Raw genomic sequence first — 25,405 nt, forward strand, 5'->3', positions numbered from 1 at the left:
CATCCCACCCCCGGGGTGGGTCGCGCGCCGTCAGTCGGTGGCCATCGCCTCGAGGTAGTCGTCGTACCCGGCGATCACGTCCTCGAGATCGAGGACCTCCGGGAAGTCGGCCACCTCCTGGTGCTTGCGGAGGAACAGGACGGTGCGCCGGACGACGTCCTCCTCGTCGTCGGTGCCCAGCCGGTCCATCACCTCGGGTGACACCGTGACGAAGGTGCGCACGTCCTCCAGCTCGCTGGGCTGCACCACCAGGTAGGAGTTCTCGCCCTGCGCGTCGATCTCGATGTCGTCGTCGGCCATGTCCTCCGCCCTACCCGGACCGGCCGGGTGAAACGCGGGCTCCGGCCGAAGGTGGGGGACGTCTCCGGCCGCCCGGCGGGGACGTCCCCTCAGGACGGGCGGGTCAGCCGGCCATCGTGGCGATGTCGATGACGAAGCGGTACCGGACGTCGCTGGCGACCACGCGGTCGTAGGCCTCGTCGATCTGGTCGGCGGAGATGACCTCGATCTCGGCGCCCAACCCGTGCTCGGCGCAGAAGTCGAGCATCTCCTGGGTCTCCCGGATGCCCCCGATCATCGAACCGGCGAGGCTGCGCCGGCCCTCGAGCAGCGGGAACGCCGGCACCGACAGCGGCTCCTCGGGCAGCCCCACGTTGACCAGCGCGCCGTCCAGCTTCAGCAGGCCCAGGTAGGCGCCCATGTCGACGGACGCGGAGATGGTGGAGACGATCAGGTCGAAGCGGCCGGCCAGCGCCTGGAACGTGTCCGGGTCACCGGTGGCGTGGTAGTGGTCGGCGCCCAGGCGCAGGCCGTCCTCCTGCTTCTTCAGCGACTGGCTCAGCACGGTGACCTCGGCGCCCATCGCCTTGGCGATCCGGACGCCCATGTGGCCGAGCCCGCCGAGGCCGACGATGGCCACGTCCTTGCCCGGGCCGGCACCCCAGTGGCGCAGCGGCGAGTAGAGCGTGATGCCGGCGCAGAGCAGGGGCGCGGCGACGTCGAGGTCGAGGCCCTCGGGGATCCGCAGCGTGTACGCCTCGTCGACGACGATCTTCTCGCTGTAGCCGCCGTCGGTCGGGCGGCCGTCCCGGCCGATCGCGTCGTAGGTGCCGATGTTGCCCGTCAGGCAGTACTGCTCCTCACCGGCCAGGCAGGGCCCGCACTCCCGGCAGGAGTCGACCATGCACCCGACGCCGGCCCGGTCACCGACCGCGAACCGGGTGACCTCCGAGCCGACGGCGGAGACGACGCCGGCGATCTCGTGGCCGGGGACGAGCGGGAAGTGCGTGTCGCCCCACTCCCCGCGGGCGGTGTGGATGTCGGAGTGGCAGATGCCGGCGTAGGCGATGTCGATGAGCACGTCGTGCGGGCCCAGGTCGCGGCGCTCGATGGTCGTCGCCACGAAGGGGGCGCCGGTACCGGAGGTGGAGCGGGCGTTGACGGTCAGCACGTAGGGGATCTCCTGGGGTCCAGGGCCTGCGCACTGCCGGCGGCCCGTCTCGTGCACAACCCACGGACCCGGACGAGCCTTCCCGGGTCCCGTCCACGGGGCCGTGGACGGGCGGGAACTGTCGTACCCCATGCCTACGGTCGTGCCGTGCAGCGGTTGTCGGGCCGGTCCTCCATCGAGGGCGTGCTGGTGGACCGGGTGAGCGTGCAGGCCGAGCCCGAACTCGCCCGGCTGGCCGCGAAGGGCTGCCCCGACCACCCCCGGACGGCGCCGACACCGGTGCCGGGACCGGGGTGGTCGGGTGCGGGTGCGCGGTCCCCCGGCCCGCCGCCGACGGCGCCCACCGGTTGGGCAGGATGGCGGCATGCCGACGCCGGACACCCCGCCGACCGACGAGCTCGCCCTGGGCGACGACCTGCGGGCCTTCGTCGACGCCTCACCGTCCCCGTTCCACGCGGTGGCCGAGCTGGCGCGACGGCTGCGCGCGGCCGGGTTCACCGAGCTGGCGGAGCCGGACTCCTGGTCGCTGACGCCGGGCGGCGCGCACTTCGTCGTCCGGCACGGCAGCCTCATCGCGTTCCGGGTGGGCAGCGCACCGCTGGCCGAGGCCGGGATGCGGCTGGTCGGCGCGCACACCGACTCCCCCACGTTCAAGGTGCGGCCGCACTCCGACGTCCGGCAGGCCGGGTACCGGCTGGTCGGCGTCGAGCCCTACGGCGGCAGCCTGTGGCACACCTGGCTGGACCGGGAGCTGACCGTGGCCGGCCGGGTGGCGCTGCGCGGTGGGTCGGGAGCACTGGTGCGGCTGCCCGGCGCCCCGCTGCGGCTGCCCTCCCTCGCCATCCACCTCGACCGCGGCGTCCGGGACGGCCTGAAGCTCGACCCGCAGCGGGAGCTGGTGCCGGTGTGGTCCCGCGACCTGGGCTCCGAGCCAGGGCTGGTCGACGCACTGGCCGACGCGGCGGGGGTGGCGGCCGGGGAGGTCGTCGGCTCCGACCTGGTGCTCGCCGACACGCAACCTGCTGCCACCGCCGGAGCCGACGGCACCTGGGTGGCCGCGCCGCGGCTGGACGACCAGGCCTGCTGCCACTCCGGGCTGACGGCGTTGATCGGCGCGCCGGCCGGCCCGCGCACCCAGGTGCTGGTCTGCAACGACCACGAGGAGGTGGGCAGCGGCTCGATGTCCGGGGCGCGCGGCAGCTTCCTCGAGGACGTCGTCCGCCGGCTGGTGGCGATCACCGACGCCGACGACCCGCAGGCGCTGCCCCGGGCACTGGCCCGGTCGCGGCTGGTGTCGGCGGACATGGCCCACGCCGTCCACCCGACCCGGTACGACCGGCACGAGCCGGCGCACCAGCCGCAGCTCGGCGGCGGCCCGGTGCTGAAGGTGAACGCCAACCAGGCCTACGCGACCGACGCGGCGTCCAGCGGGTGGTTCGCCGAGCGGTGCGGCGAGGCAGGTGTTCCGGTGCAGTGGTTCGTGACCCGGGCCGACCTGCCCTCCGGCAGCACCATCGGCCCGCTGACCGCCACCCGGCTGGGCATCCCGACCGTCGACGTCGGCGCGCCCATGCTGGCGATGCACTCCTGCCGCGAGCTCGCCTCGGCGCTCGACGTGCCACTGATGGTCGGCGCGCTCACCGCCTGCTTCACCGACTGACCCGCGGCGCCGGTGCCCGGGGCACCACCCGGCGGCCGCGGGACGTGACAGAGTGGTGGTGGGGCCGGGATCGGTCTCCCGGACGAGCACGCCGTACCCGGACAGCGACAAGACGGAGTCCCAGGAGATCCCGTGCACTGGCTCGTCCTCGTCCTGTCCGGCGCCCTCGAGGCCGTCTGGGCCACCGCCCTCGGGCGGTCCGAGGGGTTCACCCGGCTCACCCCGACCGTCGTGTTCGGCGTCGCCCTCGCCGCGAGCATGGCCGGTCTGGCACTCGCCATGCGCAGCCTGCCCGTCGGCACGGCCTACGCCGTGTGGGTCGGCATCGGCGCCGCCCTGACCGCCGGCTACGCCATGTGGACCGGTCAGGAGCCGGTGAGCGCCGTCCGGGTGCTCCTGCTGCTCGGCATCGTCGGCTGTGTCGTCGGGCTGAAGCTCACCCACTGACACCGGGCCTGCAGCAGGCCGCCGGCGGGTGAGGCCCTCAGCCCAGCGTCGCAGCCACCCGGGCAGCGGCGGCGGCACCGACGGCCCGGCCGGCCCGCGCGGCCGCGGCGCGGGTCGCCGGCGACAGGGCGTTGCTGCCGAAGGCCTCCACCGAGGCCTGGTCGGCGTGCACGACGGCGACCGCCGCCGGCGCCAGATCGGCGATCTCGTCGGCCAGGCTGCGGCCCCACAGCTGCGGTGCGTCCGCCAGGGCCGGCACCACGACCAGCACCCGCTCGGCCCCGGCAGCCAGGTCGGCGTTGGTCATCGACCGCGTGCCGCCGTCCATGTACCGCCGTCCGCCGATCGCGACCGGCGGCCACACGCCGGGGACCGCGCAGCTGGCCGCGACCGCGTCGACCAGCGCCACCCCGGAGTCGCGGGTGAAGACGGCGACCTCGCCGGAGCCGGTGTCGACCGCCGGCAGCAGCACCCGCCGGTCCGGCCAGTCCGGCACCGGCAGCCGGGCGGCGATCGCCGCACGGCGGGCCGGGTCCACGGTCGGTGCGGCCAGCGCGAGCGCGCCCATCCGGCGGCCGGCGTCGGCCGCGTCCGCCGCACCGGCCATCACCTCGCCCATCTCGGCGAAGAGCGCCAGCAGGTCGACGTCGACCTCGATCTCCGCGGTCTCCCGCCGCAGCTGGGCCTCGTACAGCTCGTCGAGGTCCACCCCGCTGGTGATCTGCGCCGCGACCGACGACCCGGCCGACGTGCCGACCACCAGGTCGGCAGCCAGCAGCCGGCCGGCGAGCGCCGGGTCGGCGTCGGCGATGCCGCGCAGGACGCCGAGCTCCCAGGCGATGCCGGCGACCCCACCCCCGGCGAGGACCAGGGCAGTGCCGGCGGGGACGGGAGTGGGGACCGGGTGCGTCACGAGCCGAACCGTAGGCCGTCGCCGGATGCCTTGACATGCAGGTGAATGCCTGCATGATTGGAGCTGTGGACGGCGACCTGACCCTGGTGTTCAAGGCGCTCGCCGACCCGACCCGCCGCGCCCTGCTCGACCGGCTGCACGACCGCAACGGCCAGACGCTGGGCGAGCTCTGCGGCGAGCTGGCCATGGCGCGGCAGTCGGCCTCGCAGCACCTGGCCGTCCTCGAGGCCGCGAACCTGGTCAGCACCGTCTGGCACGGCCGGGAGAAGTTGCACTACCTGAACGTCGTGCCGCTGCACGAGGTCCAGGAGCGGTGGATCGACAAGTTCGAGACCCCGCGGCTGCGCGTCCTGAGCGCGGTCCGCCATGCAGCAGAGGAGAACGAGATGACCGACCAGCCCACGTTCGTCTACGTCACCTACATCGCCGCCACGCCCGAGCGGGTCTGGCAGGCGCTCACCGACGCCGACCTGACCGCCTCCTACTGGGGCCACCGCAACGAGTCGGACTGGCAGCCCGGCTCGACGTGGCAGCACGTGCGCACCGACGGGTCGGGCATCGCCGACGTGGTCGGCACGGTCGTCGAGTCGGTCCCGCCGGAGCGGCTCGTCCTCACCTTCCCGGGGTCGGACGAGCAGCGGGCCGGCACGCCGTCGACGGTCACCTTCACCATCGACCGGGACCAGGACATCGTCCGGCTCACCGTGCAGCACCGCGACCTCCCCACCGCTGCCGACACCGCCGCGGTGGCCACCGGCTGGCCCGCCGTGCTGGCCAACCTCAAGTCGCTGCTGGAGACCGGCCGGGTGCTCCCGCAGGCGCCGTGGGAGTTCTCTGCCGAGCCCCGGGCGGAGGAGTTGGCACACCACGACTGACGAACCGCCGTCCCGGGCCGTGAGGCGGTAGGGTTTACGACGTAAACCGCCGAACCACCAGCCCGGGACGGACGGAGGTCGCCATGTCTGCACCACTCGGCACCGGCGACCTGGACGTCCGGGTCGGCACGATGGACTGCGGGTGCACCGTCACCGTGGTCGGTGACCTCGACACCCTGGGCGCGCCCGTGCTCGGCGGCTGCCTGGACGAGCTGCTCGCCCACCCGGACCTCCGCGCGGTCGACCTCGACCTGTCGGGCGTCACCTTCCTGGACTCGGCCGGCCTGACCGTCCTCGCCGGCGCGCACCGGACGGCTCAGCGGTCCGGTCAGGTGCTGCGGATGCGCTGCGGCACCGGCCGGGCCGTCCTCCGCCCGCTGCAGATCACCGGCCTGGCCGACGTGTTCACCATCGTCGACGCCCAGCCCCGGACGGCCGGCCAGCAGACCTCTCCCCGCCACTTCAACGTATAGCGCAGCGGGGGGCTTGCGGCAAGACCCCGGTGGGGCCGCACACTCGCGCACCTGGCCGATGACCTGCGCAGACGCAGGTCACGAGATGCAGGAGCGGCGAGCGTGAACACCCTGACCACCCGTGCCTTCGACCTCCCCGACCACCTCACCGCCAAGGCCGCCCCGGCGCTCGTCGCCACTGACGAGCAGCACTTCGCGGCCATCGCGGAGAGCCTCGCGCAGGCCATCGCCGACCTCTCCGGTCGCCTCGCAGCCGAGCGCGCGGCGCCCGGGGGCACCGGGCAGGCGGCGCTCGACCGGGACCTGGAGGTCCACCGGCTGGCCGCGCGGCTGCGCGCCCTGCAGCGGTTCGGGCTGGACCTGTGCCTCGGGCGCATGGTCGGCGCGGACGACCCCGAGCCGGTGTACGTCGGCCGTCTCGGCCTCACCGACAGCGCCGGCCGTCGGCTGCTGGTCGACTGGCGCTCCCCTGCGGCCGAGCCGTTCTTCGGCGCGACGCACGCCGACCCGATGGGGCTGGCCAGCCGCCGCCGGTACCGCTGGACCCGTGGCCGGATCACCGACTACTGGGACGAGGTGTTCACCGCCGACGGGCTCCGGCAGCAGGTCGCGCTGGACGACGAGTCCGCCTTCATCGCCGGCCTGGGCAGCAGCCGCTCGGCCCGGATGCGTGACGTGCTCGGCACCATCCAGGCCGACCAGGACGCGGTGATCCGCGCGGGGTCGGCCGGTGCACTCGTCGTCGACGGCGGTCCGGGGACAGGGAAGACCGTCGTCGCCCTGCACCGCACCGCCTACCTGCTCTACGCCGACCCGCGCCTGGGACCCGGGCGGGGCGGGGTGCTGTTCGTCGGCCCGCACCAGCCGTACCTGGCCTACGTCGCCGACGTCCTCCCGAGCCTCGGGGAGGAGGGGGTGCAGACCTGCACCCTGCGCGACCTGGTGCCCGAGGGCGCCACGGCGACGGCCGAGTCCGACCCGGAGGTGGCCCGGCTGAAGTCCTCCGCGCGCCTCGTGCAGGCGATCGAGGCGGCCGTCCGGTTCTACGAGGAGCCACCCCGCCGCGGGATGACGATCGGGACCGACTGGTCCGAGGTCCGGCTGAGCGCCGAGGACTGGGCCGAGGCGTTCGGGGCGCCGGACCCCGGCACCCCGCACAACGAGGCCCGGGACCAGGTGGCCGACGAGCTGCTGGAGATCCTCGTCGACCAGCTCGAGGAGGACGACGTCCCGCTCGAGCAGCTCCGCGCGTCGCTGGCGCGCAGCGGTGAGCTGGTCGCCGCCGTGGACCGCGCGTGGCCGCTGCTGGAGGCGACCGACCTGGTCGGCGACCTGTGGTCGGTGCCCGCGTTCCTGCGGCGCTGCGCTCCCTGGCTCACCCCCGAGGAGGTCCGGGCGCTGCAGCGCCCGGACCCGCACGCCTGGACGGCGTCCGACCTGCCGCTGCTGGACGCCGCCCGGCAGCGGCTCGGCGACCCGGCGACGTCCCGGCGCAGGCGGCGGCACGCCGCTGCCGTCGCCGCCGAACGCGACCGGATGGCCGGCGTCATCGACGAGCTGATCGCGACCGACGACTCCGAGCTGATGCTGATGACGACCCTGCGCCACCAGGACCTCCGCGACGCCCTGGTGGACCCCGACGTGCTGCCCCGCCCCGGCCCGGACCGGCTGGCCGGGCCGTTCGCGCACGTCGTCGTGGACGAGGCCCAGGAGCTGACCGACGCGGAGTGGCAGATGCTGCTGCTCCGCTGCCCGTCGCGCAGCTTCACCGTCGTCGGCGACCGCGCGCAGGCCCGGCACGGCTTCCCCGAGACGTGGCGGGAACGGCTGGAACGGGTCGGTCTGGACCGGGTCGAGCTGGCCTCGCTGACCATCAACTACCGGACGCCGGAGGAGGTCATGGCCGAGGCGGAGCCGGTCATCCGGGCCGCGCTGCCGGATGCCAACGTGCCGACGTCGATCCGCAGCACCGGCGTACCCGTCCTGCACGGGTCGCTCGCCCAGCTGCGACCGGTGCTCGACGGCTGGCTGGCCGAGCAGCACGAGGGGGTCGCCTGCGTCATCGGCGACCCGACGTTCCCGGGGACGCCGCGGGTCCGGTCGCTGACCCCGGAGCTGGCCAAGGGCCTCGAGTTCGACCTGGTCGTGCTCGTCGACCCCGAGGGGTTCGGCACGGGCATCGAGGGGGTGGTCGACCGCTACGTCGCGATGACCCGGGCGACCCAGCGGCTCGTCGTCCTCACGAGTGGCTGAGACTGGGGTGCGTGTCGACCAGCGCCTGCCCGTGCGGCTCCGGACTGCCCTACGCCGACTGCTGCGGACGGCTGCACGCCGGGACGGCGACCGCGGCGACGGCCGAGCAGCTGATGCGGTCGCGGTACAGCGCGTTCGCCGTCGGCGACCCGGCGTACCTGGTGCGCACCTGGCACTCCACCACCCGGCCCGGCGCGATCGACCTCGACCCGCGGATCCGCTGGGTCGGCCTGGAGGTGCTGCGCACCACCGGCGGCGGGTTGCTGGCCAGCGCGGGCACCGTGGAGTTCCGCGCGCACTCGGTCGTCGACCGCGCCGCCGGCACGCAGCACGAGGACAGCCGGTTCGTCCGCGAGGACGGCCAGTGGCGCTACCTGGACGGCGACCCGCTGCCCTGATGCTCCACGTGGAACATCAGACCTCGGCGGGCTCCGCGGCGAGGGTCACCGGGTCGGTGTTCGCCCCGCAGACCACGGTGACCACCCGCTCGCCCGGCGCCGGCACGTAGGCGCCCGAGGTCAGCGCCGCGTACGCCGTCGCTGCGCCGTGCTCGCTGGCGACCCGGGCCTCGCTCCAGAGCTCCGCGCGGGCCGCGACGACGGCGGCGTCGTCGACCAGCACGCTCAGCAGGCCGCGGGTCCGTCGGGCGACGTCCCAGGCGATCGCCCCCAGCCGGCGGGCGCCGAGGGAGTCCTTGGCCACCCCGGAGACCTCGACGTCCACCGGCTCCCCGGCCGCCAGCGCGGCGGCCAGCGTCGGCGCGGTCACCGGCTCGACCGCCACCACCCGGGCCCGGCCGTCGACCGCCGCCAGCACCCCGGCGAGCAGCCCGCCGCCGCCCACCGCCACGACGACGGTGTCGGCGCCGGGCAGGTCGTCGAGCAGCTCCTCGGCCAGCACCCCGGCCCCGGCCGCGATCTCCGGCTGGTCGTAGGCGTGGCAGAAGACCGCGCCGGCGGCGTCGGCGAACTCGACCGCCGCCGCCTGCGCCTCCGCGTACTCGCTGCCTCGCAGCCGGACGTCGGCGCCGTAGGCGTGCAACCGGTCGACCTTCACCGCCGGTGTCGGCTCCGGCACGAAGACCGTCGCCGGGACGCCGATCGAGCGCGCTGCGAACGCGTGCGCCATCCCGGCGTTGCCCCCGGAGGCCGTCACGACGCCGATCGCCGGGTCCAGCTCGCCGCGCTCGGCCGCGGCCAGCTGCCGGTTGAAGGCGCCGCGGGCCTTGAACGACCCGGTGTGCTGCAGGAACTCCAGCTTCAGCCAGCCGGCCTCCCCCACCTGCAGGAGCGGGGTGCGGCGGACGTGCCCGGCGGTCCGCTGCCGGGCGGCCAGCACGTCGTCGCGGGTGAGCACCGCCTGACCATACGGCCGGTGGCGGGCCGCGGGACGGCCCCTGCTTGGGTGGGGGTCCGCGGTGACCCGCGCACGCCCAGACCCGGGAGGCCCGCCTTGCCGCACCTGCTGCACCTCGACTCGTCCGCCGACCCCCGCAGCTCTGCGTCACGGGCGGTGACCGCGGCGTTCGTCCGCGGCTGGCAGGCCCGGGGCGAGGCCTTCACGGTCACCTCCCGCGACCTGCAGGCCGACCCGCCGCCGCACCTGCCGGACGCCGCGCTGCACTGGGCGCCGCGGCTGCGCACCGCGGGGGAGGCCGTCGCCCCGGCCGACGAGCTCCGGCAGCAGGGCTACCTGGACGAGCTGCTGGCTGCCGACGTCCTGCTGGTGGGGGCGCCGATGTACAACTGGTCGCTGCCCTCGACGCTCAAGGCGTGGATCGACCACGTGCACGTGCTCGGCACCACCGTGCCGTTCGGCGAGTACGAGGCGCGGCCGCTGGCCGGGCGGACGGCGGTCGTCGTCTCCAGCCGCGGCGCGAGCTACGACTCCGGCGGTGAGCAGGCCAGCTGGGACCACACCGTGCCGCCGTTGGAGCTGGTGCTCGGCCAGTCCTTCGGCATGTCGGTGTCGGTGATCACGCTGCAGCTGACCCTGGCCGACCGGGTCCCGGCCATGGCGGACCTGCGCGGCCAGGCCGCGGCCGAGGCCGACGCCGCCCGCAGCTACGCCGAGGAGCTGGCCGCCGGCATCGCCGCCTGACATCGCCCGTCCCCGCCTGACACCGCCCGTCCACAGCTGCCCCGGTGCCGGCACGGGCACCGGGGCGCCGTCCGGCCCGCCGGTACGAGGTCGCGCGGGCCGCATGAGTCAGTGCCGGGCGGTGCCCCGGGAGCCGCGGCCGAGCCGGCCGAGGAGCCGGCCCACCGGGCCGCGTCCGCCCTGCTGCGCGGCCTCGGCCTGCTTCGCGGTCAGCAGCGCGGCGAACTCCGCCAGCGTGGGGTTGCCCGCCAGGTCGTCGACGACGAGGGACACACCGAACTCCCGCGAGAGGGCGGTGAACATCTCCTCCACGTCCAGGGACTCCCCGCCGAGGGCGGTGAAGCTCTCCTCCCGGCCGACGTGCTCGACCCCGAGGATCGGCGCCCACACCTGCTCGACCGCCCGCTCGACGTCGGTGGCCGGGGCTGCGCCCTCGTGCCGCTCCGCGGGCGCGGGCAGCGCCCCGACGTCGACCTTCCCGCGCTCGTTCCGGGGCAGTTCGGGCAGCAGGACGACGTCGCGGGGCACCATCCACTCGGGCAGCTGCTGCCCGACCTCGCGGCGCAGCCCCTGGGCATCGGGCGCCGGGCGGTGCGGGTCGGGCACCACCCAGGCCACCAGGCGAACGTGCTCGTCGGTCCCCGTGCCGCGGACGACGGCGTCGACGACGTCCGGCAGCGCGCGCAGCACCGACTCGACCTCCGCCGGTTCCACCAGGTAGCCGCGGATCTTCACCGAGTCGTCGCCGCGGCCGAGGATCTCCACCACGCCGTCGGCGTCCATCCGGGCGCGGTCACCGGTGCAGTACCGGGTCCGGCCGTCCGGTTCGGCGCGGAACCGGGTGGCCGTGGCCGCCGGGTCGCGCCAGTAGCCGCTGGAGAAGTACTCCGAGGTGGCGTGCAGCACCCCGACCTCGCCGGCAGGCACCGGCTCGTCGGTGGGGCCGAGCACGGAGAGGGTGCGCAGCGGGATCGCCGTCCCGATCGGCACCGCGCCGCTGGGGACCGGGTCACCGGGCCGGATCTCGAAGCTGGTCAGCGCCTCGGTCTCCGACGAGCCCATCCAGTTCATGAAGCTCGCGCCGGCCGGCAGGTGCTGCCGGAAGTCGCTGACGTCGCTGCCGTAGACCTTCTCCCCTGCGGTGGTGACCAGCCGGAGGGCCGGCAGCACGTGGCCGGCGGGCAGGGCGCCGTGCAGCGAGCGCAGCAGCGAGGGGGTGCAGTTGAGCACCGTGACGCCGGTCGCCTCGATCCACTCGGCCAGGTCGTGGATGCCGTGCACCCGGGGATCCCGCACGCACAGCGTCGCGCCGTTCAGCAGCGCCGCGAAGACCGACAGCTGGCCGACCGCGAAACCCTGCGGCAGCGCGAGGGAGACCCGGTCGTCCGGCGTGATCCGCAGCGTCTCGCGGCTGGTCTGGCCGCACGCGAGGACGGTGCGCTGGGTCCACACGACGCCCTTGGGCAGCCCCGTCGTCCCGGAGGTGAAGACGAGCGTCGCCGGGTCGTCGAGGGTCGGCACGGCGGGCGTCGCGACCCGCGCGTCGCCGTCGGCGGCCAGGTCGCGGACGGTGTGCACGCCGGGCATCGCCTCGGCGGCGTCCCGGCGCTCGGCGTCGGCGAGCACCACGCCGACCCCGGCGCGCTCGACGATCACCGCGGCCCGGGCCGGCGGCAGCAGCACGTCCAGCACGACGCAGGCGTGGCCGGTCGCCATCACGGCGAACATCGCCGCGACGCTGTCCACGCCCTGCTCGGCGTAGATCCCCACCGGCTGACGGGCGTCGGCCGGGGTCACCCCCGCGTCGTCGGCCAGCAGCGGGGCGAGCTCGGCGGTCAGCGCGTCGACGCGCTGCTGCAGGCCGGCGTAGCTGACCTCGGCGTCCCCGGTGGTGATCGCGACCCGGTCCGGTACGGAGGCCGCGACCTCGCGCAGCCGCTCGGCCGCCGAGGCCCAGCGCGGTGGCATGACCAGCAGCGGCAGCTCCGGACCGCCGGTCGCCGCGGCGGCGTGGGGCACAGCCGCCTGTCCGCCCGCCATCTCTTCGGTCATACCGGTCTTTCCTCCACGCAGGTAGGGACGGTCCACCCTCCCGGCGGACACGCGTCTGGACACGATGTGCCATCCACGACGTCCGCACAAGCCAGGCCGTTCCGCCGGTCGGGCGGGGTGCGCGGCCCAGGGGCAGGATCGGACCCGTCGTCGCCGTTCCCCGCACCCCTGGAGGCGTCATGACCCAGCCCCCGCGCGACCACGCTCCCGAGGGGACGCCGTCGCCCGTGGCTGACCTCAGCCAGTGGCGGCTCAACGCCCTCCCCGACGAGAACTCCGACGAGGACTGGGACGACGACCGCGAGCTCTACGACCCGCAGGGCAACCGGGTCGACACCTGGCGGGAGGGCTACCCCTACGGCGAGCGGATGGAGCGCCGGGAGTACGAGGTCGAGAAGCGGAAGCTGCAGATCGAGCTGCTGAAGCTGCAGGGCAGGGTGAAGGGGACCGGGCAGAAGCTGGTGCTGGTCTTCGAGGGCCGGGACGCCGCCGGCAAGGGCGGCACCATCAAGCGCTTCACCGAGCACCTGAACCCCCGCGGGTCGACGGTGATCGCGCTGGACAAGCCCTCGGAGCGCGAGCGGGACCAGTGGTACTTCCAGCGGTACGTGACCCACCTGCCGGCCGCTCGCGAGATCGTCATGTTCGACCGGTCCTGGTACAACCGCGCCGGCGTGGAGCGGGTGATGGGCTACTGCACCGCCGACGAGTACCTGCTCTTCATGCGCCAGGCCCCGGAGTTCGAGCGGATGCTCGTCGACAGCGGCATCCGCCTGGTCAAGTTCTGGTTCTCGGTCACCCGGGGAGAGCAGCGCAGCCGGTTCATCGTCCGGCAGATCGACCCGGTGCGGCAGTGGAAGCTCTCCCCCACCGACCTGGCCTCGCTGGACAAGTGGGACGCCTACACCGAGGCGAAGGAGGCGATGTTCCTGCACACCGACACGGAGTACGCCCCCTGGACGGTGATCAAGAGCAACGACAAGAAGCGCGCCCGGTTGGAGGCGATCCGGCACGTGCTGGCGCGGTTCGACTACACCGACAAGGACGCCGCCGCGGTCGGCGTCCCCGACCCGCTGATCGTCGGTTCGGCGGCCGACGTCCTGGAGGAGGAGTTCGGGGACCCGGCCATGCCCGAGCCCGGTGACTCGTTGCCCCTCGAGGCCAGCTGAGCCGCCTGGGCACCGTCGTGTTGCGTCACGGCGGCATCTGACCGCGGACAGCACAGCGCCCGCCCCGAACGGCCGGGGCGGGCGCTGGCGGGCCCTGCGGGTGGATCAGGTGGTGCGGTGGATCAGCGGCGGTCGTCGTCCCGGTTGAGCGCGTCCTGGGCCTTGTCCTTCAGGCTGCGGTTGCCGCCCGTCGTGGCGTCACCGGTGGTGGTGCCGCCGCGGATGCCGTCGGTGTCGACCTGCTCCTTGCGCACCTGCTCGTCCACCTGCACCTGCTCGGTGACGGTCTCGGTGTCCAGGCGCACGCGCTCGACCGGCACGGCCTCCTTCTCCACGACGGGACGCTCGGCGTGCAGCGTCACCTCGTGCTCCTCCTCGGAGATGGCCGGCCCGTCCATCGCGTTGCCGATGTTGCCGTCGGTGATGGGCTCGCGCTGGACGCGGACCTCCTCGTGCGAGACGGGGACCGTCTGGCTCACGTTCTCGGTGACGACGTACTTGCGCAGTCGTGCCCGGCCGGCCTCGACCTGCTGGGTGCCGACGTTGACGCGCTCCTCGGAGAGGGTCATGGCGTCGTCGGTCGTCGGACCGGAGGTGTCGTGGCCCTTGGTGCCGTGGCGGTTGACGTCCGTGTCGGTGTACCCGGCGGTGGTGTTCGCCGTGGTGTCGCCGACCTGGTCGGTGACGCCCGCGCCCATGCCGGTGTTGGTCGTCGTCCGCGACGTGTCGGTGGTGGTCGACTGGACGTCGCTGTGCTGCCCGGTGCCGGTGCCGCCCGTGCCGTAGTAGCGGTACAGCTCCTCTTCCTCCTGCGGGGAGAGGTGGCCGTCCGTGTCGATCTTCGGGGCGTCCTTGACCTGGGCCTTGGTGACCGGTACGCGCAGGCCGTCGCCGGTCAGGTCGGCCTCGCGGATCGGGACGAAGGTCTCCTTCGTGCCGAACAGGCCGGTCTTCACGGTCACCCACTCGGGGTTGCCGGACTGGTCGTCGAGGAAGACCTCGGACGCAGTGCCGATCTTCGTGCCGTCAGCGTCATAGACGTCTGCGCCGATCACGCGATCGAGGGTGTCGGTGCCGATCATGGTTCCGCTCCTTGGCTCGGGGGATCTGACGTGGCTCACGTCGGGCCATGCCCGTCGCGGCCATCCGGAAACGGCCCGTTCATGATCGATCTGACGCTGTGTGATGGGGATGCGCGGCCGTGTCGTCCGCGTCACGTCCATCGCCGCAGGTCAGACCCCCTGCCCGGGTCGGACACGCCGTTGGGGCGGAATGGTCCGACGCGCCGGGACCCGAGGGAGCCTCGCCACCCCGGGCGTGTCGCAGCCGCCGCAGGCGCTCCCCGACCTGAGCATGGAGGACGTGCCTCCTCGCTCGCCGTACGACGACCTGGTCCACCCGCGCACCAAGAAGACGCCCTCACCGGAGGTGGAGGCGCACAAGGACGTCGTCGTGGAGGACCCCAGCAGCGGGTTCGTCGGCGCCGTGGTGCGCTGCGAGAAGGACGTCGTCCACCTGGAGGACCGCTTCGGGAAGGTCCGCGCCTACCCGCTCGGGCCGGGCTTCTGGGTCGACGGCCGGCCCGTCGTCCTGGTGCGGCCCAAGCAGAACGCCCCCTCCGGCCCGCAGCGCAGCGCATCGGGGTCGACCTACGTCGTCGGCGCCCGCGCCCGGGTCGCCCGCGAGGGCCGCATCTACGTCGAGGGCAAGCACGACGCCGAGCTGGTGGAGAAGGTGTGGGGCCACGACCTGCGGATCGAGGGCGTCGTCGTCGAGCCGCTGCACGGCGTGGACGACCTGCCCGGGATCGTGCGGGAGTTCCGCCCCTCGGCCGGCCGCCGGCTCGGGGTGCTGGTCGACCACCTGGTCACCGGGTCCAAGGAGACCCGCATCGCCGCTGAGGTGATGCGGACGGGGTCCGGGGCCCCCGGGGCGCACGCGCTCGTGGTCGGCCACCCGTTCATCGACATCTGGCAGGCGGTCAAGCCCTCCGTCGTCGGCATCAAGGCCTGGCCGACAGTGCCCCGGGGCGAGGACTGGAAGACCGGCGTCTGCCGCCGGCTGGGCTGGGAGGACGACACCGGCTACGTGTGGGCGCAGCGCATCCTGGCGCGGGTGGAGGTCTGGACCGACCTCGAGCCGACCCTCATCGGCCGGGTCGAGGAGCTCATCGACTTCGTCACCGAGGTCCCCTGAGCCGGCAGCGGCCGCCGCCCCGGGAGGGGACGACGGCCGCTGCGCGACCCCGCTGCAGGGTCCCGCCGCGGGAGTGCGAGCGGCGGGGGGCAGCGGGGTCCTTCGTCACGCGGGGATGTAGTTGAACGTGTCCGGGTCGGGGCCGGTGCGCTCGTTGCGGTCCAGCGCAGTGATCTCGCGCAGGTCGTCCTCGGAGAGCTCGAAGTCGAAGATGTCGAAGTTCTCCTCGACCCGGCTGCGGGTGACCGACTTCGGGAACACGATGTCGCCCCGCTGGACGTGCCAGCGCAGGGTCACCTGCGAGGCGGTCTTGCCGTGGCGCTCGGCCACCCGGAGGATCGTCGGGTCGTCCAGCACCTTGCCCTGGGCGATCGGCGACCAGGCCTCGGTGGCGATCTCGTGGTCGGCGTCGAAGGCCCGCAGCTCGTCCTGGGCGAGGTAGGGGTGCACCTCGATCTGGTTGACCGCAGGGCGGATCTGGGTCTGGCCGAAGAGCTTGCGCAGGTGGTGCGCGTTGAAGTTCGAGACACCGATCGACTTGGCGCGCCCGGAGCGGTAGATCTCCTCCAGCGCCTTCCAGGTCTCGACGTAGTCGACGTCGATGCCGGGCAGCGGCCAGTGGATGAGGAACAGGTCGACGTAGTCCGACCCCAGCGCCTCGAGCGTGCCGTCGAAGGCCCGCAGCGCGTCGTCGTGGGCGTGGAAGCCGTTGTTCAGCTTGGAGGTGACGAAGACCTCCTCGCGCGGGACGCCGGAGGCGCGGATGCCCTCGCCGACGCCCTTCTCGTTGCCGTACATCTCGGCGGTGTCGATGTGCCGGTAGCCGACCTCCAGCGCGGCCTGGACGGCGTCCGCGGTGTCCTCCGGCGGGACCTGGTAGACGCCGAAGCCGAGCTGCGGGATCTCGACGCCGTTGTTCAAGGTGATCGTGGGCACGGTGGCCATGCGGGGTCCTCCGGGGGTGGGACGGATGGGAGGCGGCGCGCGAGCCTGCGGGCGCGGCCGACCTGGTCTGCGACGTACCCCGGGCGTCGTCGTCCTACCCGCGAGGCATCTCACCGTGACCGCGGGAATGCGCGCAGACGCTGCTCAGTACGGTGTCGGCACTGTCGTCGGCAGGAAGAGGGCACGTGGCAGAGCTGCAGCGGGTGACCGACGGCACCGGGTGGGAGGCGTCCGCGGGCTACAGCCGGGCGGCCCGCGCCGGCTGCTGCATCGCCGTCAGCGGCACCACCGACACCGGCCCGGACGGGACGGCGGCGCACCCCGGGGACACCCACGCCCAGGCGGCCGCCGCACTGCGGCGGGCGGTCGCCGCGGCCGAGGCGCTCGGTGTAGGCCTCGAGCAGGTGCTGCGCACCCGGCTGCTGCTCGCCCCGGGGGCCGACTGGGAGGGCGCCGCGCGTGCGCACGCCGAGGTGCTGGGTGCGGTCGCCCCGGCCAACACCACGCTGTTCGTGGCCGGGCTGATCGGCGAGGGCTTCCTCGTCGAGGTGGAGCTGGACGCCTGCACCGGGCCGGCGTCGTGACCGGGCGGACCAGCCTGCGGCTGAACAACGACCTGCCGGTGGCGGAGTACGTCGACCTGGTCGTCGCGGCCGAGGCCCTGGGGTTCGACCAGGTGTGGGTCTCCGACGACCTCTTCCTGCGCTCGGCGCCGGTGATGGTGACCGCCGCGGCCACCCGCACCTCGCGGATCGGCCTGGGCATCGGGATCATGAACCCGTACTCGGTGCACCCCGCCGAGCTGGCGATGCTCGCCGCCACCCTGCAGGAGGTCTCCGGCGGCCGGTTCCTGCTCGGTCTGGCGGCCGGCGCCGAGGAGTTCCTCGGCTGGGCCGGCATCCCGCGCCCGCTGCCGCTGACCCGCACCCGGGAGGCCGTCCGGGCGGTGCGCGCGCTGAGCCGGGGGGACCGGCCCTCCGACGTCGCCGGTGCCGGTGCCGGGTGGACCCCGGAGGCCCACCTGCGCTTCCCGCTGGGCGCGCCGGCCCCGGTCTACGTGGGCGCGATGAGCCCGAAGATGCTGCAGATGTCCGGCGCCGAGGCCGAGGGCGTGCTGCCGCTGCTCTACCCGCCCGAGCACTTCCCGGTCGCCCGCGACCTGGTGCACGCCGGCGCCTGCGACGCCGGCCGCGACCCGGCGGAGGTCGACGTCGCCGCCGCCTTCTGGGTGTCGGTCGACGGCGACGGCGCCCGGGCCGAGCGGGCCCTGGCGGCGAAGATCGCCTACTACGGCGCCTCCTTCTCCCCCTACCTGCTGTCCCGGGCCGGGCTGGCGGTCGAGGACTTCGCCGACATCCAGGCCGCGCTGTCCGCCGGCGAGCCGGAACAGGCCACCGACCTGGTCACCCCGGAGATGCTGCGGCTGGGCATCGCCGGGGACGCCGACGAGGTCGTGCGCCGCTGCCGCTGGCTGCAGGAGCAGGGCGCCACCCACCTGTCCTTCGGCCCGCCGCTCGGCCCGGACCCGGTCGCCGCGGTCACCGTCCTCGGCGAGCAGGTGCTCCCCCGCCTCTGACCTCAGACGGCGGTGCGGGCGGCCCAGAGGTCGGGGAAGACGACGCGGGCGGCGCTGCGCTCGAGCCAGACCAGGCCGGCCGAGCCGCCGCTGCCCGGCTTGGCCCCCATCGCCCGGCGGACGGCGGTGACGTGCCGCTGCCGCCAGGTGGTGAACACCTCGGCGACGTCGGTGAGCGCCTCCCCCAGCGCGAACAGCTCGTTCGATGGCCGCGGGTCCCGGTAGACGGCGGCCCACAGCCCGGTCACCGCCGGGTCCGGCTCGTGGGTGACGGACCGGTCCCGCTCCAGGACGGCGGCCGGCACCGGCAGACCCCGCCGGGCCAGGTACGCCAGAACGTCGTCCTCCAGCGACGGCCCGGCCAGCGCGCGCTGCAGGTCGGCGTGCACGACGGGCAGCCCGCGGTGCGGCCGGACGACGGACTCCGCCTTCAGCCCGAGCAGGAACTCCACGTGCCGGTACTCGTAGGACTGGAAGCCCGACGCCTCGCCGAGGGAGTCCCGGAAGCCGTTGAACTCCGCCGGGGTGAGCCAGAGCAGCGACCCCCAGCTCGCGTCCAGCGACCGCAGGTGGTGCACCGAGCGGCGGATCGAGGCGACCGCGCCGTCCAGGTCGTCGGCCCGCAGCTGCCGCTGGGCCAGCTCCCACTCGCGGCGCAGCAGCGTGAACCACAGCTCCATGACCTGCGTGACGACGAGGAAGGCCGGCTCGGCCGGGTGGTCGGTGACGGTGCGCACCAGCGCCTGCAGCTGGCGCACCCCGACGTAGCTCTCGTACGGCGTCGCGTCGGCGAACTCGACCGTGGGCAGCCCGGCGTTGGCGGCCGCCCGCTCGGCGCGGGTGTCGGCGTCCAGCGGCGGCGGCGGGGCGGCCGGGCGGATCGCGGCGGGCGGCTCGGGCCGGGTGCCGGGCGGACGACGGGTGGTCATGGGGACTCTCTACAGCAGCATGGGGCCATGACGACCGCCGCCGTCCCGCCGCTGCCGGCCGAGGACCACGTCTGCCCGGCGTGCGGGCTGGACTTCGCCGACCTCCCCGTGGACGTCGCCGCCGCCATCGTCCGAGCCGTCCCCGGCCGGGCCCGGGCGCTGCTCGCCGGCCGGCCGGACGACGCGCTGCGCCGCCGACCGGACCCGGACACCTGGTCGGCCGCCGAGTACCTGTGCCACCTGCGCGACGTGTACGTCACCAGCACCATCCGGCTGCACCGGGCGCGCACCGAGGAGCTCCCGGTGCTCGAGCCGATGCTCAACGACCTGCGGGCCCGGCGCTTCCGCTACGCCGACTGCGACGTCCCGGCGGTGCTCGGCGAGCTGGCCGCCGCCGTCGACGGGGTCGCCGACGAGGTCCGGCGGGTCACCCGAGAGGGCTGGGAGCGCCGCGTGACCAGGTTGCCGGGTGAGGAGCGGACGGTGCGCTGGCTGCTCCGCAACGCCGCCCACGAGGGCCGCCACCACCTGGCCGACATCGACCGGGGGCTCAGAGCTGGGCCGCCACCAGCGGCTCGAGGGTGAGCTCGGGGCTGCGCTGCTGCAGGGACCGCAGGTCCCACTTGTCCATGAACAGCGCCAGCAGCTCGCCGTCCTCGCGCTCGAGCACCTCCACACCCCGCGAGGAGGCGACCGCCGGGGCCGAGGCGGCGTCGGTGCGGACCGCGATCGTGTACGACAGCCGGTCCAGCTCCACCGGCGCGCCGAACTCGGACTCCATCCGGTGCTGGGCGACCTCGAACTGCATCGGCCCGACGACGGCGAGCACGGGAGCGGCGTCACCACGGCGGTCCGAGCGCAGCACCTGCGCCACGCCCTCGGAGGCCAGCTGGCCGATCCCGCGGCGGAACTGCTTGAACTTGGCGGTGTCCCTGCCGCGCATCACCGCGAAGTACTCGGGCGCGAAGGTGGTCAGCGGCGGGAACTGCACCTTGGAATCGACGTAGAGGGTGTCGCCCACCGACAGCGCGTTGGCGTTGACCAGGCCGACGACGTCGCCGGGGTAGGCCACGTCGACGCTCTCCCGCTCCCGGCCGAACACGTGCTGCGCGTACTTGGTGGCGAAGGGCCGGCCGCTGGTGGCATGGGTGACGACCATGCCGCGCTCGAACACCCCGGAGCAGATCCGGATGTAGGCCAGCCGGTCGCGGTGGGCGGCGTCCATGCCCGACTGCACCTTGAACACGAAGGCGCTGAACGGGTCGTCGAGCTTGCGGACCGCACCGTCGGCGTCCGGCCGGCCGGAGGGCGCCGGGGCGAGGTCGACCAGGACGTCCAGCAGCGCGCCGACGCCGAAGTTGGAGACCGCCGAGGCGAAGATGACCGGCGTCGTCTCCCCGGCCAGGAAGCGCTCCTGGTCGTGGTCGGCCTCGGTGGCGTCGAGCAGCTCGCCCTCCTCGACCGCCCGGGACCAGTCGACGCCCTCGCGGGCCTCGGCAGCCGCCGCGGTGAGCACCTCCTCGGGCGCGATCGTCGCGCCGCCCGCGGTGCGGGTGAACCGGTGGTAGCTGCCGTCGCGGCGGTCGAGCACACCGCGGAAGTCACCGGCGATGCCGACCGGCCAGGTGAGCGGGGTGGGCACCAGGCCGGTGCGCTCGCTCACCTCGTCCATCAGCTCGAGGGCGTCCTTGCCCGGCCGGTCCCACTTGTTGACCACGGTGATCACCGGGATGCCGCGGTGCCGGCAGACCGCGAACAGCTTCATCGTCTGGGCCTCCAGGCCCTTGGCGGCGTCGATCAGCATCACCGCGGCGTCGACGGCGGTCAGCACCCGGTAGGTGTCCTCGGAGAAGTCGGCGTGCCCCGGGGTGTCCAGCAGGTTCACCACCGCGTCCCGGTACTCGAACTGCAGGGCCGCCGAGGTGATGGAGATGCCGCGGGCCTTCTCCATGTCCATCCAGTCCGACACCGTGCCGCGCCGGCCGGCCTTGCCGTGCACCGCGCCGGCCTGCCCGATCACCCGCGCGTGCAGCGCGAGCGCCTCGGTGAGCGTCGACTTGCCCGCGTCGGGGTGGCTGATGACGGCGAAGGTCCGCCGGCGCGCTGCCTGAGGGAGCACCTCGGCCGCGGCGGCGGCGATCGACGGGCTGCTCATGGACGTGCGAGGTCTCCTCGGCTGGAACGGGGTGTGCTGCCGACTGTACGGCGGTCGCCGGTCAGAAGTAGTCGAGCAACTGCGCGGCGGGACCACTGGCCAGCAGGTCCAACGCCGCCGGGTCGCCGGTTCCTCCCACCAGCCCCGCCTGGGCCGCCGACCGGCCGGTGCCCACGCCGCAGTACAGGACGCCGAAGCCGCGCACGTCCAGCGATAGGTCCGGCTCCCGTGCGGCCGGGGTGAGCGTCCCCGCGCCGTCGGCCACGGTGAGCTCCCAGTCCCCGGCGTTCCACGGCGCCAGCGCGTCGCCGAGCCGGAACGACACCCGCCCGCGCACGTGCGCCGGCCAGCCGCGGGTCTCCACCGCCCGGACGACGTCGACCGGCCGGTGCATCCAGACCTGACCGGAGTGCTCCGCCCGCTCCAGCGGCAGGACCACGGAGAACGGGTCCCCGGCCAGCAGCGGCACCCGGACGGTGCGGGTGACCGTCCGCCAGCCGGCGAGCACGCCGGCCAGCGCCCGGGCGGTCGGTGCGTCGCGGGCCAGCAGCGTGGTGACGTCCAGCCGCGCGTCCGGCCCGTAGCCGCGGCCCCGGCCGAACAGCAGCGCGCCGCTCAGCTCGCCGTCGACCTCGGCCAGGGTGAGGGCGTCGACGCCGCGGGGCAGCGGGGTGTCCGCCGGCTCGAGGTCGAAGAAGCCGCCGCGCCGGGTGAGCAGCCCGTCGCGGGTGCGGGCGACCTGCTCGTACAGGTCGGTGACCAGCGGCAGGTCGGCGGCGTCCCCCGGGCGCAGCGCCACCCCGCCGGTGTCCCGGGGCCGCGGCAGCCCGGCGGTGTCCAGCTCGACGGCGCCGAGCACACCGGCCACCTCCCAGCCCGCGGAGCGGTAGACCTCGGAGACCGTCGGGTACAGCGCGCTGACCGCTGCGCCGCGCTCCCGGGCGTGCTCCAACAGCGCGCCGAGCATCACCCGGGCCACGCCGCCGCCCCGGCTCTCCGGGCGGACCGCGACCCCGCTGACCCCCGCCGAGACCACCCGCCGGCCGCCCCACCAGTGCTCGTGCGGCAGCTCGGTGATCTTCCCGACCAGCCGGCCGGCGTCGTCGAAGGCGCCGAACCGGACGACGCCGTCGACCTCCCGCAGCGCCGAGGGCGGCGGCTCGTCCGGGCCACCGAAGGCCAGCCGGCCCAGCGCCCAGCCGGCCGGCAGCTCGTCGGCGGTCAGCGGGCGCACGGTCGGGGTCAGGACGTCACCCCCGCCGCGACGGCGGCGTCGACGTCGGTCCGGCGGAGCACCAGCCAGGCCACGACGGCGAGCAGCCCGGCGACGGCGGCGCCCAGCGCGGGGACGGCGAAGGCGGCCTCGGCACCCCACTCGTCGATCGCCGTCCCGGCCAGCGCGGAGCCGGCGGTGATCCCGACGGTCAGCCCGGTCGAGGTCCAGGTCAGCCCCTCGGTCAGCCCGGCGCGGGGCACCCGGGACTCCACCAGGGACATCCCCGCGACGAGCACCGGGGCGATGGTCAGCCCGGCCAGGAAGGCGATGCCGACCAGGACCGGCAGCGAGCCGACCAGGTGCAGCGACTGGGCGGCGACCGCGAACAGCAGCGCGGTCCCGACGAAGCGGCCGACGAGCGTGCCGGGGATGCGGGCGATGCCGTAGACCAGCCCGGCCACCAGGCTGCCGCCGGCGTAGGCGGACAGGGCGACCCCGGCTGCGGCGCCGCGGCCCTCCGCCTCGGCGAAGCCGACGACGACGACGTCCATCGCGCCGAACACCGTGCCGACCGCCAGGTAGGTGACGGCGATCCCGATCAGCCCGGGGGTGAGCACCCGGACCCGGGTCCGCGGCTCACCGGCCACCCGTGCCGTCACCGGCGGCGCGGTGCCGTCCAGCCGGGAGAGCGCGAGTCCGCCGGCCACGCCGAGCAGCAGCCCGGTGAGGAAGCCGACCGGTGGCGCGATGAGCGCGGACAGGAAGGTGACCAGCGGCGGCGCCAGGACGAACACCACCTCGTCGGCGACCGACTCGAACGCGAACGCCGTCTGGCGTTGCCCCGGGTCGGCCAGCGCGTTGGCCCACCGGCTGCGCACCACCGAGCCGACGTTGGCACCGCTGGCCCCGCTGAGCGCGGCGAGGGCGAACCACGTCCAGTGCGGCGCGTCGGCGAGGACGACGGCGACGAACGCCAGCCCGAACACCAGGTAGAGCAGCGCGGTGCCGCGCAGCACCCGGCTCTGGCCCACCCGGTCCATCGCCCGGGCCCACTGGGGGCTGCCGACGGCGAAGGAGAGGGAGAGGGTCCCGGCGACGGCACCGGCCAGCGCGTAGCTGCCGGTCTCACCCTCCACGAGGAGGACCGAGCCGAGGCCCACGGTCGCCATCGGCACGCGGGCGACCAGTCCGGTGAAGGAGAACGCCCGGGTGCCGGGGACGGCGAACAGGTCGAGGTACGGGGTGAGGACGGTGCGGGGTGACACAGCTGCTCTCGCGCTTCCTGGCCACAGGCGAGTGCGGGGATGCCCGCCGGACCCTCGGGTGGCCGCTCGAAGGTAACAGCCGGACGGGCCACCCGGACGGTGCACGGGACACTGGCCCGGTGAGCCCCCGATCGGTGAGCACGGCCCTGCGCACGCTGGCCCGGCATCGCGACGACGTGGCCGCCGAGCGCGCCGAGAGCCGGGTGTCGGCCTACGTCTACGGCGACGTGCTCGTGCTGGCCGCGGTGGTCGGCGCCTCCCCCGCGGCGGTCCTGTCCGGGACGGCCGTGGTGCTGGTCGTCGGCACGGTCCTGTCGACCTATGTGGCGCACGTTCTCGCCCACGCGATCGGCGGGCTGTTCGGCGGTGAGACGGCCGTGCGGCGGTGGCCGTCGAGCTGCGCGACGCCGTGCCGATCATCAGCTCCGGCGTCACCCCCGCGCTGCTGCTCGGCGTCGCGGCGCTGGGCTGGCTCCCCGAGCTGTGGGGGCAGGGCCTGTCCGCCGCGGTGCTGCTGGCGCGGATCGCCGGCACCGGGGTGGTCTACCGCCGACTGCGGGCCGAGGTCCCCCTCCGCCGGGCCTGGGCGGTCGGCGCACTCGCCGCCGCGGTGGCCGGGGTGGTCGTCGTCCTCAAGCTGGCGCTCACCCACTGACACGCCGGGACACGGGACGACTCTCCGGGCGGTCCTGGACACTGCATGAACCTTCATGCATCAATGCGTGAGCGCGCGCACACGTGTCGTGACCACAGCATCTCCCGGAGGCCCTGCCCATGTCCCGCAGCACACCCCGTCGGCTCCTCGCCGCCCTCGCCGTCTCGACCGCCGTCCTCCTCGTGCCCGGCACCGCGCAGGCCCAGGGCGGTGGCGATGACGGGAGCACCGTCAAGGACGGCGGCGGCGGCGCGGTCACCGGCGACTTCGCGGTCACCGTCAACGGCCGGACGGCCAATCCCGCTGCGGGCAAGGACTACCGGGTCGACGACGTGGCGCCGACCTCGCCGGTCGTCGTCACCGGCAAGAACGTCCGCTTCCGCATCGACCCGACCACCCTGGGCGTCTACGACTACACCCTCACGGGCGCGCCGAGCCCGGAGCGGATGGTCACGGCGCCGACCGTGGTGTTCGCCGCCAAGGTCCCGGTGCTGACCACCGCCCAGCGGGCCGGCGTGCGGATCCGGGAGCTCCGACTGCGCGACGACACGCTCGTCGTCACGTTCGGCACGGCGGCCGGCACGCTCAAGGTCCAGGCCAAGGACGCCGCCCAGGGCGGCATCTTCCAGATGGAGCAGGAGTTCGGGGCCCCGGTCGAGTTCGTGCACACCCTCGGCGCCGGGCTGTTCTTCTTCGTCAACGAGTTCACCGGGAAGGTCAACTTCGGCAACGGGGTGGACGGCGACGCCACGCACCAGATGCTGCTGGGCAAGGACAGCCCGCAGGTCGCCACCAAGCTCGCCCAGTCCGCGACGGTGAGCCGCTGGTCGGTCGCCTCGGGAGGCCGGATGGGCGGCGTCCTGGGCGAGGACGCCGTCGAGCTGTCGGCCGGCGCCACCAACTGCACCAGCGACTGCCAGGCCCGCAACCGCGTCCAGGGCTCGCTGCCGGTGCCGGCGGACCCGACCGCCCCCACCCCGATCGGCGGCTGACCCCGACCGTCCTCCCCGGTCCCCGTCCGGCCGCTCCCCGGTCCCCGTCCGGCCGCTCGCCGGGCGGGGACCGGCGCGTTCCGC

At 74.6% G+C, this 25,405-nt stretch carries 25 protein-coding genes and 1 riboswitch; of the genes, 14 read left to right on the plus strand and 11 right to left on the minus strand.

All coding sequences use genetic code 11. The features are described from left to right. Window positions 1-30: 30 nt before the first annotated feature. Together FHL80_RS05495 and FHL80_RS05500 are read right to left on the minus strand one after the other, a co-directional pair. Entirely contained in the window at window positions 31-300 is a 270-nt protein-coding gene (locus FHL80_RS05495) for a hypothetical protein (RefSeq protein WP_138732440.1), read from the minus strand. A 103-nt stretch (window positions 301-403) separates the two neighbouring features. Next, entirely contained in the window at window positions 404-1,450 is a 1,047-nt protein-coding gene (locus FHL80_RS05500) for an NAD(P)-dependent alcohol dehydrogenase (RefSeq protein ID WP_138732441.1), read from the minus strand. Window positions 1,451-1,814: 364 nt separating this feature from the next. Between FHL80_RS05500 and FHL80_RS05505 the strand changes: the two genes are divergently transcribed. Together FHL80_RS05505 and FHL80_RS05510 are read left to right on the plus strand one after the other, a co-directional pair. After that, window positions 1,815-3,110, plus strand: a complete 1,296-nt coding sequence (locus FHL80_RS05505) for a M18 family aminopeptidase (protein ID WP_138732442.1) — start codon at window positions 1,815-1,817, stop codon at window positions 3,108-3,110. A 57-nt stretch (window positions 3,111-3,167) separates the two neighbouring features. Beyond that, a riboswitch (guanidine-III (ykkC-III) riboswitch) is annotated at window positions 3,168-3,232 on the plus strand. Window positions 3,233-3,242: 10 nt separating this feature from the next. Continuing rightward, complete coding sequence (locus FHL80_RS05510; protein ID WP_138732443.1) at window positions 3,243-3,557, plus strand: DMT family transporter; 315 nt, start codon at window positions 3,243-3,245, stop codon at window positions 3,555-3,557. Window positions 3,558-3,594: 37 nt separating this feature from the next. Here the strand turns inward: FHL80_RS05510 and FHL80_RS05515 are convergent, their stop codons facing one another. Beyond that, window positions 3,595-4,470 carry a patatin-like phospholipase family protein gene (locus tag FHL80_RS05515; protein WP_138732444.1) on the minus strand — a complete coding sequence of 292 codons (876 nt, stop codon included), beginning with the start codon at window positions 4,468-4,470 and terminating at the stop codon, window positions 3,595-3,597. A gap of 65 nt (window positions 4,471-4,535) precedes the next feature. On the opposite strand from FHL80_RS05515, the gene FHL80_RS05520 reads away from it, so the two are divergent. The 4 genes from FHL80_RS05520 to FHL80_RS05535 all read left to right on the plus strand — a co-directional run bounded on the left by FHL80_RS05520 (window position 4,536) and on the right by FHL80_RS05535 (window position 8,469). Continuing rightward, window positions 4,536-5,345, plus strand: coding sequence for an ArsR/SmtB family transcription factor (locus tag FHL80_RS05520; protein ID WP_216870447.1), 810 nt, complete (start codon window positions 4,536-4,538; stop codon window positions 5,343-5,345). A gap of 83 nt (window positions 5,346-5,428) precedes the next feature. Further along, a complete protein-coding gene (locus FHL80_RS05525) occupies window positions 5,429-5,818 on the plus strand; it encodes an STAS domain-containing protein (RefSeq protein ID WP_138732446.1) in 390 nt (129 codons plus the stop codon). A gap of 102 nt (window positions 5,819-5,920) precedes the next feature. Further along, window positions 5,921-8,071 carry an RNA polymerase recycling motor ATPase HelR gene (helR, locus tag FHL80_RS05530; RefSeq protein ID WP_138732447.1) on the plus strand — a complete coding sequence of 717 codons (2,151 nt, stop codon included), beginning with the start codon at window positions 5,921-5,923 and terminating at the stop codon, window positions 8,069-8,071. Window positions 8,072-8,082: 11 nt separating this feature from the next. After that, the gene (locus FHL80_RS05535; RefSeq protein WP_216870448.1) at window positions 8,083-8,469 is read left to right on the plus strand and encodes a YchJ family protein; all 387 of its coding nucleotides are present in this window, start codon (window positions 8,083-8,085) and stop codon (window positions 8,467-8,469) included. A gap of 16 nt (window positions 8,470-8,485) precedes the next feature. Here FHL80_RS05535 and FHL80_RS05540 read toward each other — a convergent pair whose 3' ends face one another. Continuing rightward, window positions 8,486-9,427 carry a serine/threonine dehydratase gene (locus tag FHL80_RS05540; protein WP_138732448.1) on the minus strand — a complete coding sequence of 314 codons (942 nt, stop codon included), beginning with the start codon at window positions 9,425-9,427 and terminating at the stop codon, window positions 8,486-8,488. A 96-nt stretch (window positions 9,428-9,523) separates the two neighbouring features. Here FHL80_RS05540 and FHL80_RS05545 point away from each other — a divergent pair, with 96 nt between their 5' ends. Then, window positions 9,524-10,171 carry an FMN-dependent NADH-azoreductase gene (locus FHL80_RS05545; protein WP_138732449.1) on the plus strand — a complete coding sequence of 216 codons (648 nt, stop codon included), beginning with the start codon at window positions 9,524-9,526 and terminating at the stop codon, window positions 10,169-10,171. Window positions 10,172-10,279: 108 nt separating this feature from the next. On the opposite strand, the gene FHL80_RS05550 is transcribed toward FHL80_RS05545, so the two are convergent. After that, window positions 10,280-12,223 carry a non-ribosomal peptide synthetase gene (locus FHL80_RS05550; RefSeq protein ID WP_246078479.1) on the minus strand — a complete coding sequence of 648 codons (1,944 nt, stop codon included), beginning with the start codon at window positions 12,221-12,223 and terminating at the stop codon, window positions 10,280-10,282. Window positions 12,224-12,402: 179 nt separating this feature from the next. On the opposite strand from FHL80_RS05550, the gene ppk2 reads away from it, so the two are divergent. Further along, window positions 12,403-13,392 carry a polyphosphate kinase 2 gene (ppk2, locus tag FHL80_RS05555; protein WP_138732450.1) on the plus strand — a complete coding sequence of 330 codons (990 nt, stop codon included), beginning with the start codon at window positions 12,403-12,405 and terminating at the stop codon, window positions 13,390-13,392. Window positions 13,393-13,514: 122 nt separating this feature from the next. On the opposite strand, the gene FHL80_RS05560 is transcribed toward ppk2, so the two are convergent. Beyond that, a complete protein-coding gene (locus FHL80_RS05560; RefSeq protein ID WP_138732451.1) occupies window positions 13,515-14,474 on the minus strand; it encodes a PRC and DUF2382 domain-containing protein in 960 nt (319 codons plus the stop codon). 235 nt (window positions 14,475-14,709) lie between these two features. On the opposite strand from FHL80_RS05560, the gene FHL80_RS05565 reads away from it, so the two are divergent. After that, window positions 14,710-15,588, plus strand: a complete 879-nt coding sequence (locus FHL80_RS05565; protein ID WP_246078480.1) for a DUF3097 domain-containing protein — start codon at window positions 14,710-14,712, stop codon at window positions 15,586-15,588. 105 nt (window positions 15,589-15,693) lie between these two features. Here FHL80_RS05565 and FHL80_RS05570 read toward each other — a convergent pair whose 3' ends face one another. Beyond that, window positions 15,694-16,533, minus strand: a complete 840-nt coding sequence (locus tag FHL80_RS05570; protein WP_138732452.1) for an aldo/keto reductase — start codon at window positions 16,531-16,533, stop codon at window positions 15,694-15,696. 185 nt (window positions 16,534-16,718) lie between these two features. On the opposite strand from FHL80_RS05570, the gene FHL80_RS05575 reads away from it, so the two are divergent. Together FHL80_RS05575 and FHL80_RS05580 are read left to right on the plus strand one after the other, a co-directional pair. Then, the gene (locus FHL80_RS05575) at window positions 16,719-17,117 is read left to right on the plus strand and encodes a Rid family hydrolase (protein ID WP_138732453.1); all 399 of its coding nucleotides are present in this window, start codon (window positions 16,719-16,721) and stop codon (window positions 17,115-17,117) included. Then, window positions 17,114-18,109 carry an LLM class flavin-dependent oxidoreductase gene (locus FHL80_RS05580; RefSeq protein WP_138732454.1) on the plus strand — a complete coding sequence of 332 codons (996 nt, stop codon included), beginning with the start codon at window positions 17,114-17,116 and terminating at the stop codon, window positions 18,107-18,109. Before FHL80_RS05575 ends, FHL80_RS05580 begins: the two co-directional genes overlap by 4 nt. Window positions 18,110-18,111: 2 nt before the next feature. Here FHL80_RS05580 and FHL80_RS05585 read toward each other — a convergent pair whose 3' ends face one another. Continuing rightward, on the minus strand, window positions 18,112-19,038 hold the full coding sequence (locus FHL80_RS05585; protein WP_138732455.1) for a tryptophan 2,3-dioxygenase: 927 nt from the start codon (window positions 19,036-19,038) through the stop codon (window positions 18,112-18,114). A 27-nt stretch (window positions 19,039-19,065) separates the two neighbouring features. Between FHL80_RS05585 and FHL80_RS05590 the strand changes: the two genes are divergently transcribed. Further along, on the plus strand, window positions 19,066-19,623 hold the full coding sequence (locus tag FHL80_RS05590) for a DinB family protein (protein ID WP_138732456.1): 558 nt from the start codon (window positions 19,066-19,068) through the stop codon (window positions 19,621-19,623). On the opposite strand, the gene FHL80_RS05595 is transcribed toward FHL80_RS05590, so the two are convergent. The 3 genes from FHL80_RS05595 to FHL80_RS05605 form a co-directional block, all read right to left on the minus strand. After that, window positions 19,589-21,193 (minus strand): peptide chain release factor 3, encoded by a 1,605-nt coding sequence (locus tag FHL80_RS05595; RefSeq protein ID WP_138732457.1) that lies wholly within the window; start codon window positions 21,191-21,193, stop codon window positions 19,589-19,591. The two genes, FHL80_RS05590 and FHL80_RS05595, sit on opposite strands and share 35 nt — an antisense overlap. A gap of 61 nt (window positions 21,194-21,254) precedes the next feature. Further along, window positions 21,255-22,427, minus strand: a complete 1,173-nt coding sequence (locus FHL80_RS05600) for a GNAT family N-acetyltransferase (protein ID WP_246078481.1) — start codon at window positions 22,425-22,427, stop codon at window positions 21,255-21,257. Between the two features lie 8 nt (window positions 22,428-22,435). Then, window positions 22,436-23,674, minus strand: a complete 1,239-nt coding sequence (locus tag FHL80_RS05605; protein WP_138732458.1) for an MFS transporter — start codon at window positions 23,672-23,674, stop codon at window positions 22,436-22,438. A gap of 385 nt (window positions 23,675-24,059) precedes the next feature. Between FHL80_RS05605 and FHL80_RS05610 the strand changes: the two genes are divergently transcribed. Both FHL80_RS05610 and FHL80_RS05615 read left to right on the plus strand, forming a co-directional pair. Then, the gene (locus FHL80_RS05610) at window positions 24,060-24,329 is read left to right on the plus strand and encodes a hypothetical protein (RefSeq protein ID WP_138732459.1); all 270 of its coding nucleotides are present in this window, start codon (window positions 24,060-24,062) and stop codon (window positions 24,327-24,329) included. A 119-nt stretch (window positions 24,330-24,448) separates the two neighbouring features. Then, on the plus strand, window positions 24,449-25,321 hold the full coding sequence (locus FHL80_RS05615; protein ID WP_138732460.1) for a hypothetical protein: 873 nt from the start codon (window positions 24,449-24,451) through the stop codon (window positions 25,319-25,321). Window positions 25,322-25,405: the final 84 nt, after the last annotated feature.

Source organism: Modestobacter excelsi (assembly GCF_005930495.1).
GTDB lineage: Bacteria > Actinomycetota > Actinomycetes > Mycobacteriales > Geodermatophilaceae > Modestobacter > Modestobacter excelsi.

Bases quoted from the DNA above. Each gene is read 5' to 3' on its own strand.
- FHL80_RS05495 (WP_138732440.1), bottom strand. From the start codon at position 300: ATGGCCGACGACGACATCGAGATCGACGCGCAGGGCGAGAACTCCTAC.
- FHL80_RS05590 (WP_138732456.1), top strand. From the start codon at position 19,066: ATGACGACCGCCGCCGTCCCGCCGCTGCCGGCCGAGGACCACGTCTGC.
- FHL80_RS05550 (WP_246078479.1), bottom strand. From the start codon at position 12,223: ATGACCGAAGAGATGGCGGGCGGACAGGCGGCTGTGCCCCACGCCGCC.
- FHL80_RS05505 (WP_138732442.1), top strand. From the start codon at position 1,815: ATGCCGACGCCGGACACCCCGCCGACCGACGAGCTCGCCCTGGGCGAC.
- FHL80_RS05595 (WP_138732457.1), bottom strand. From the start codon at position 21,193: ATGAGCAGCCCGTCGATCGCCGCCGCCGCGGCCGAGGTGCTCCCTCAG.
- FHL80_RS05585 (WP_138732455.1), bottom strand. From the start codon at position 19,038: ATGACCACCCGTCGTCCGCCCGGCACCCGGCCCGAGCCGCCCGCCGCG.
- ppk2 (WP_138732450.1), top strand. From the start codon at position 12,403: ATGACCCAGCCCCCGCGCGACCACGCTCCCGAGGGGACGCCGTCGCCC.
- FHL80_RS05560 (WP_138732451.1), bottom strand. From the start codon at position 14,474: ATGATCGGCACCGACACCCTCGATCGCGTGATCGGCGCAGACGTCTAT.
- FHL80_RS05570 (WP_138732452.1), bottom strand. From the start codon at position 16,533: ATGGCCACCGTGCCCACGATCACCTTGAACAACGGCGTCGAGATCCCG.
- FHL80_RS05525 (WP_138732446.1), top strand. From the start codon at position 5,429: ATGTCTGCACCACTCGGCACCGGCGACCTGGACGTCCGGGTCGGCACG.
- FHL80_RS05615 (WP_138732460.1), top strand. From the start codon at position 24,449: ATGTCCCGCAGCACACCCCGTCGGCTCCTCGCCGCCCTCGCCGTCTCG.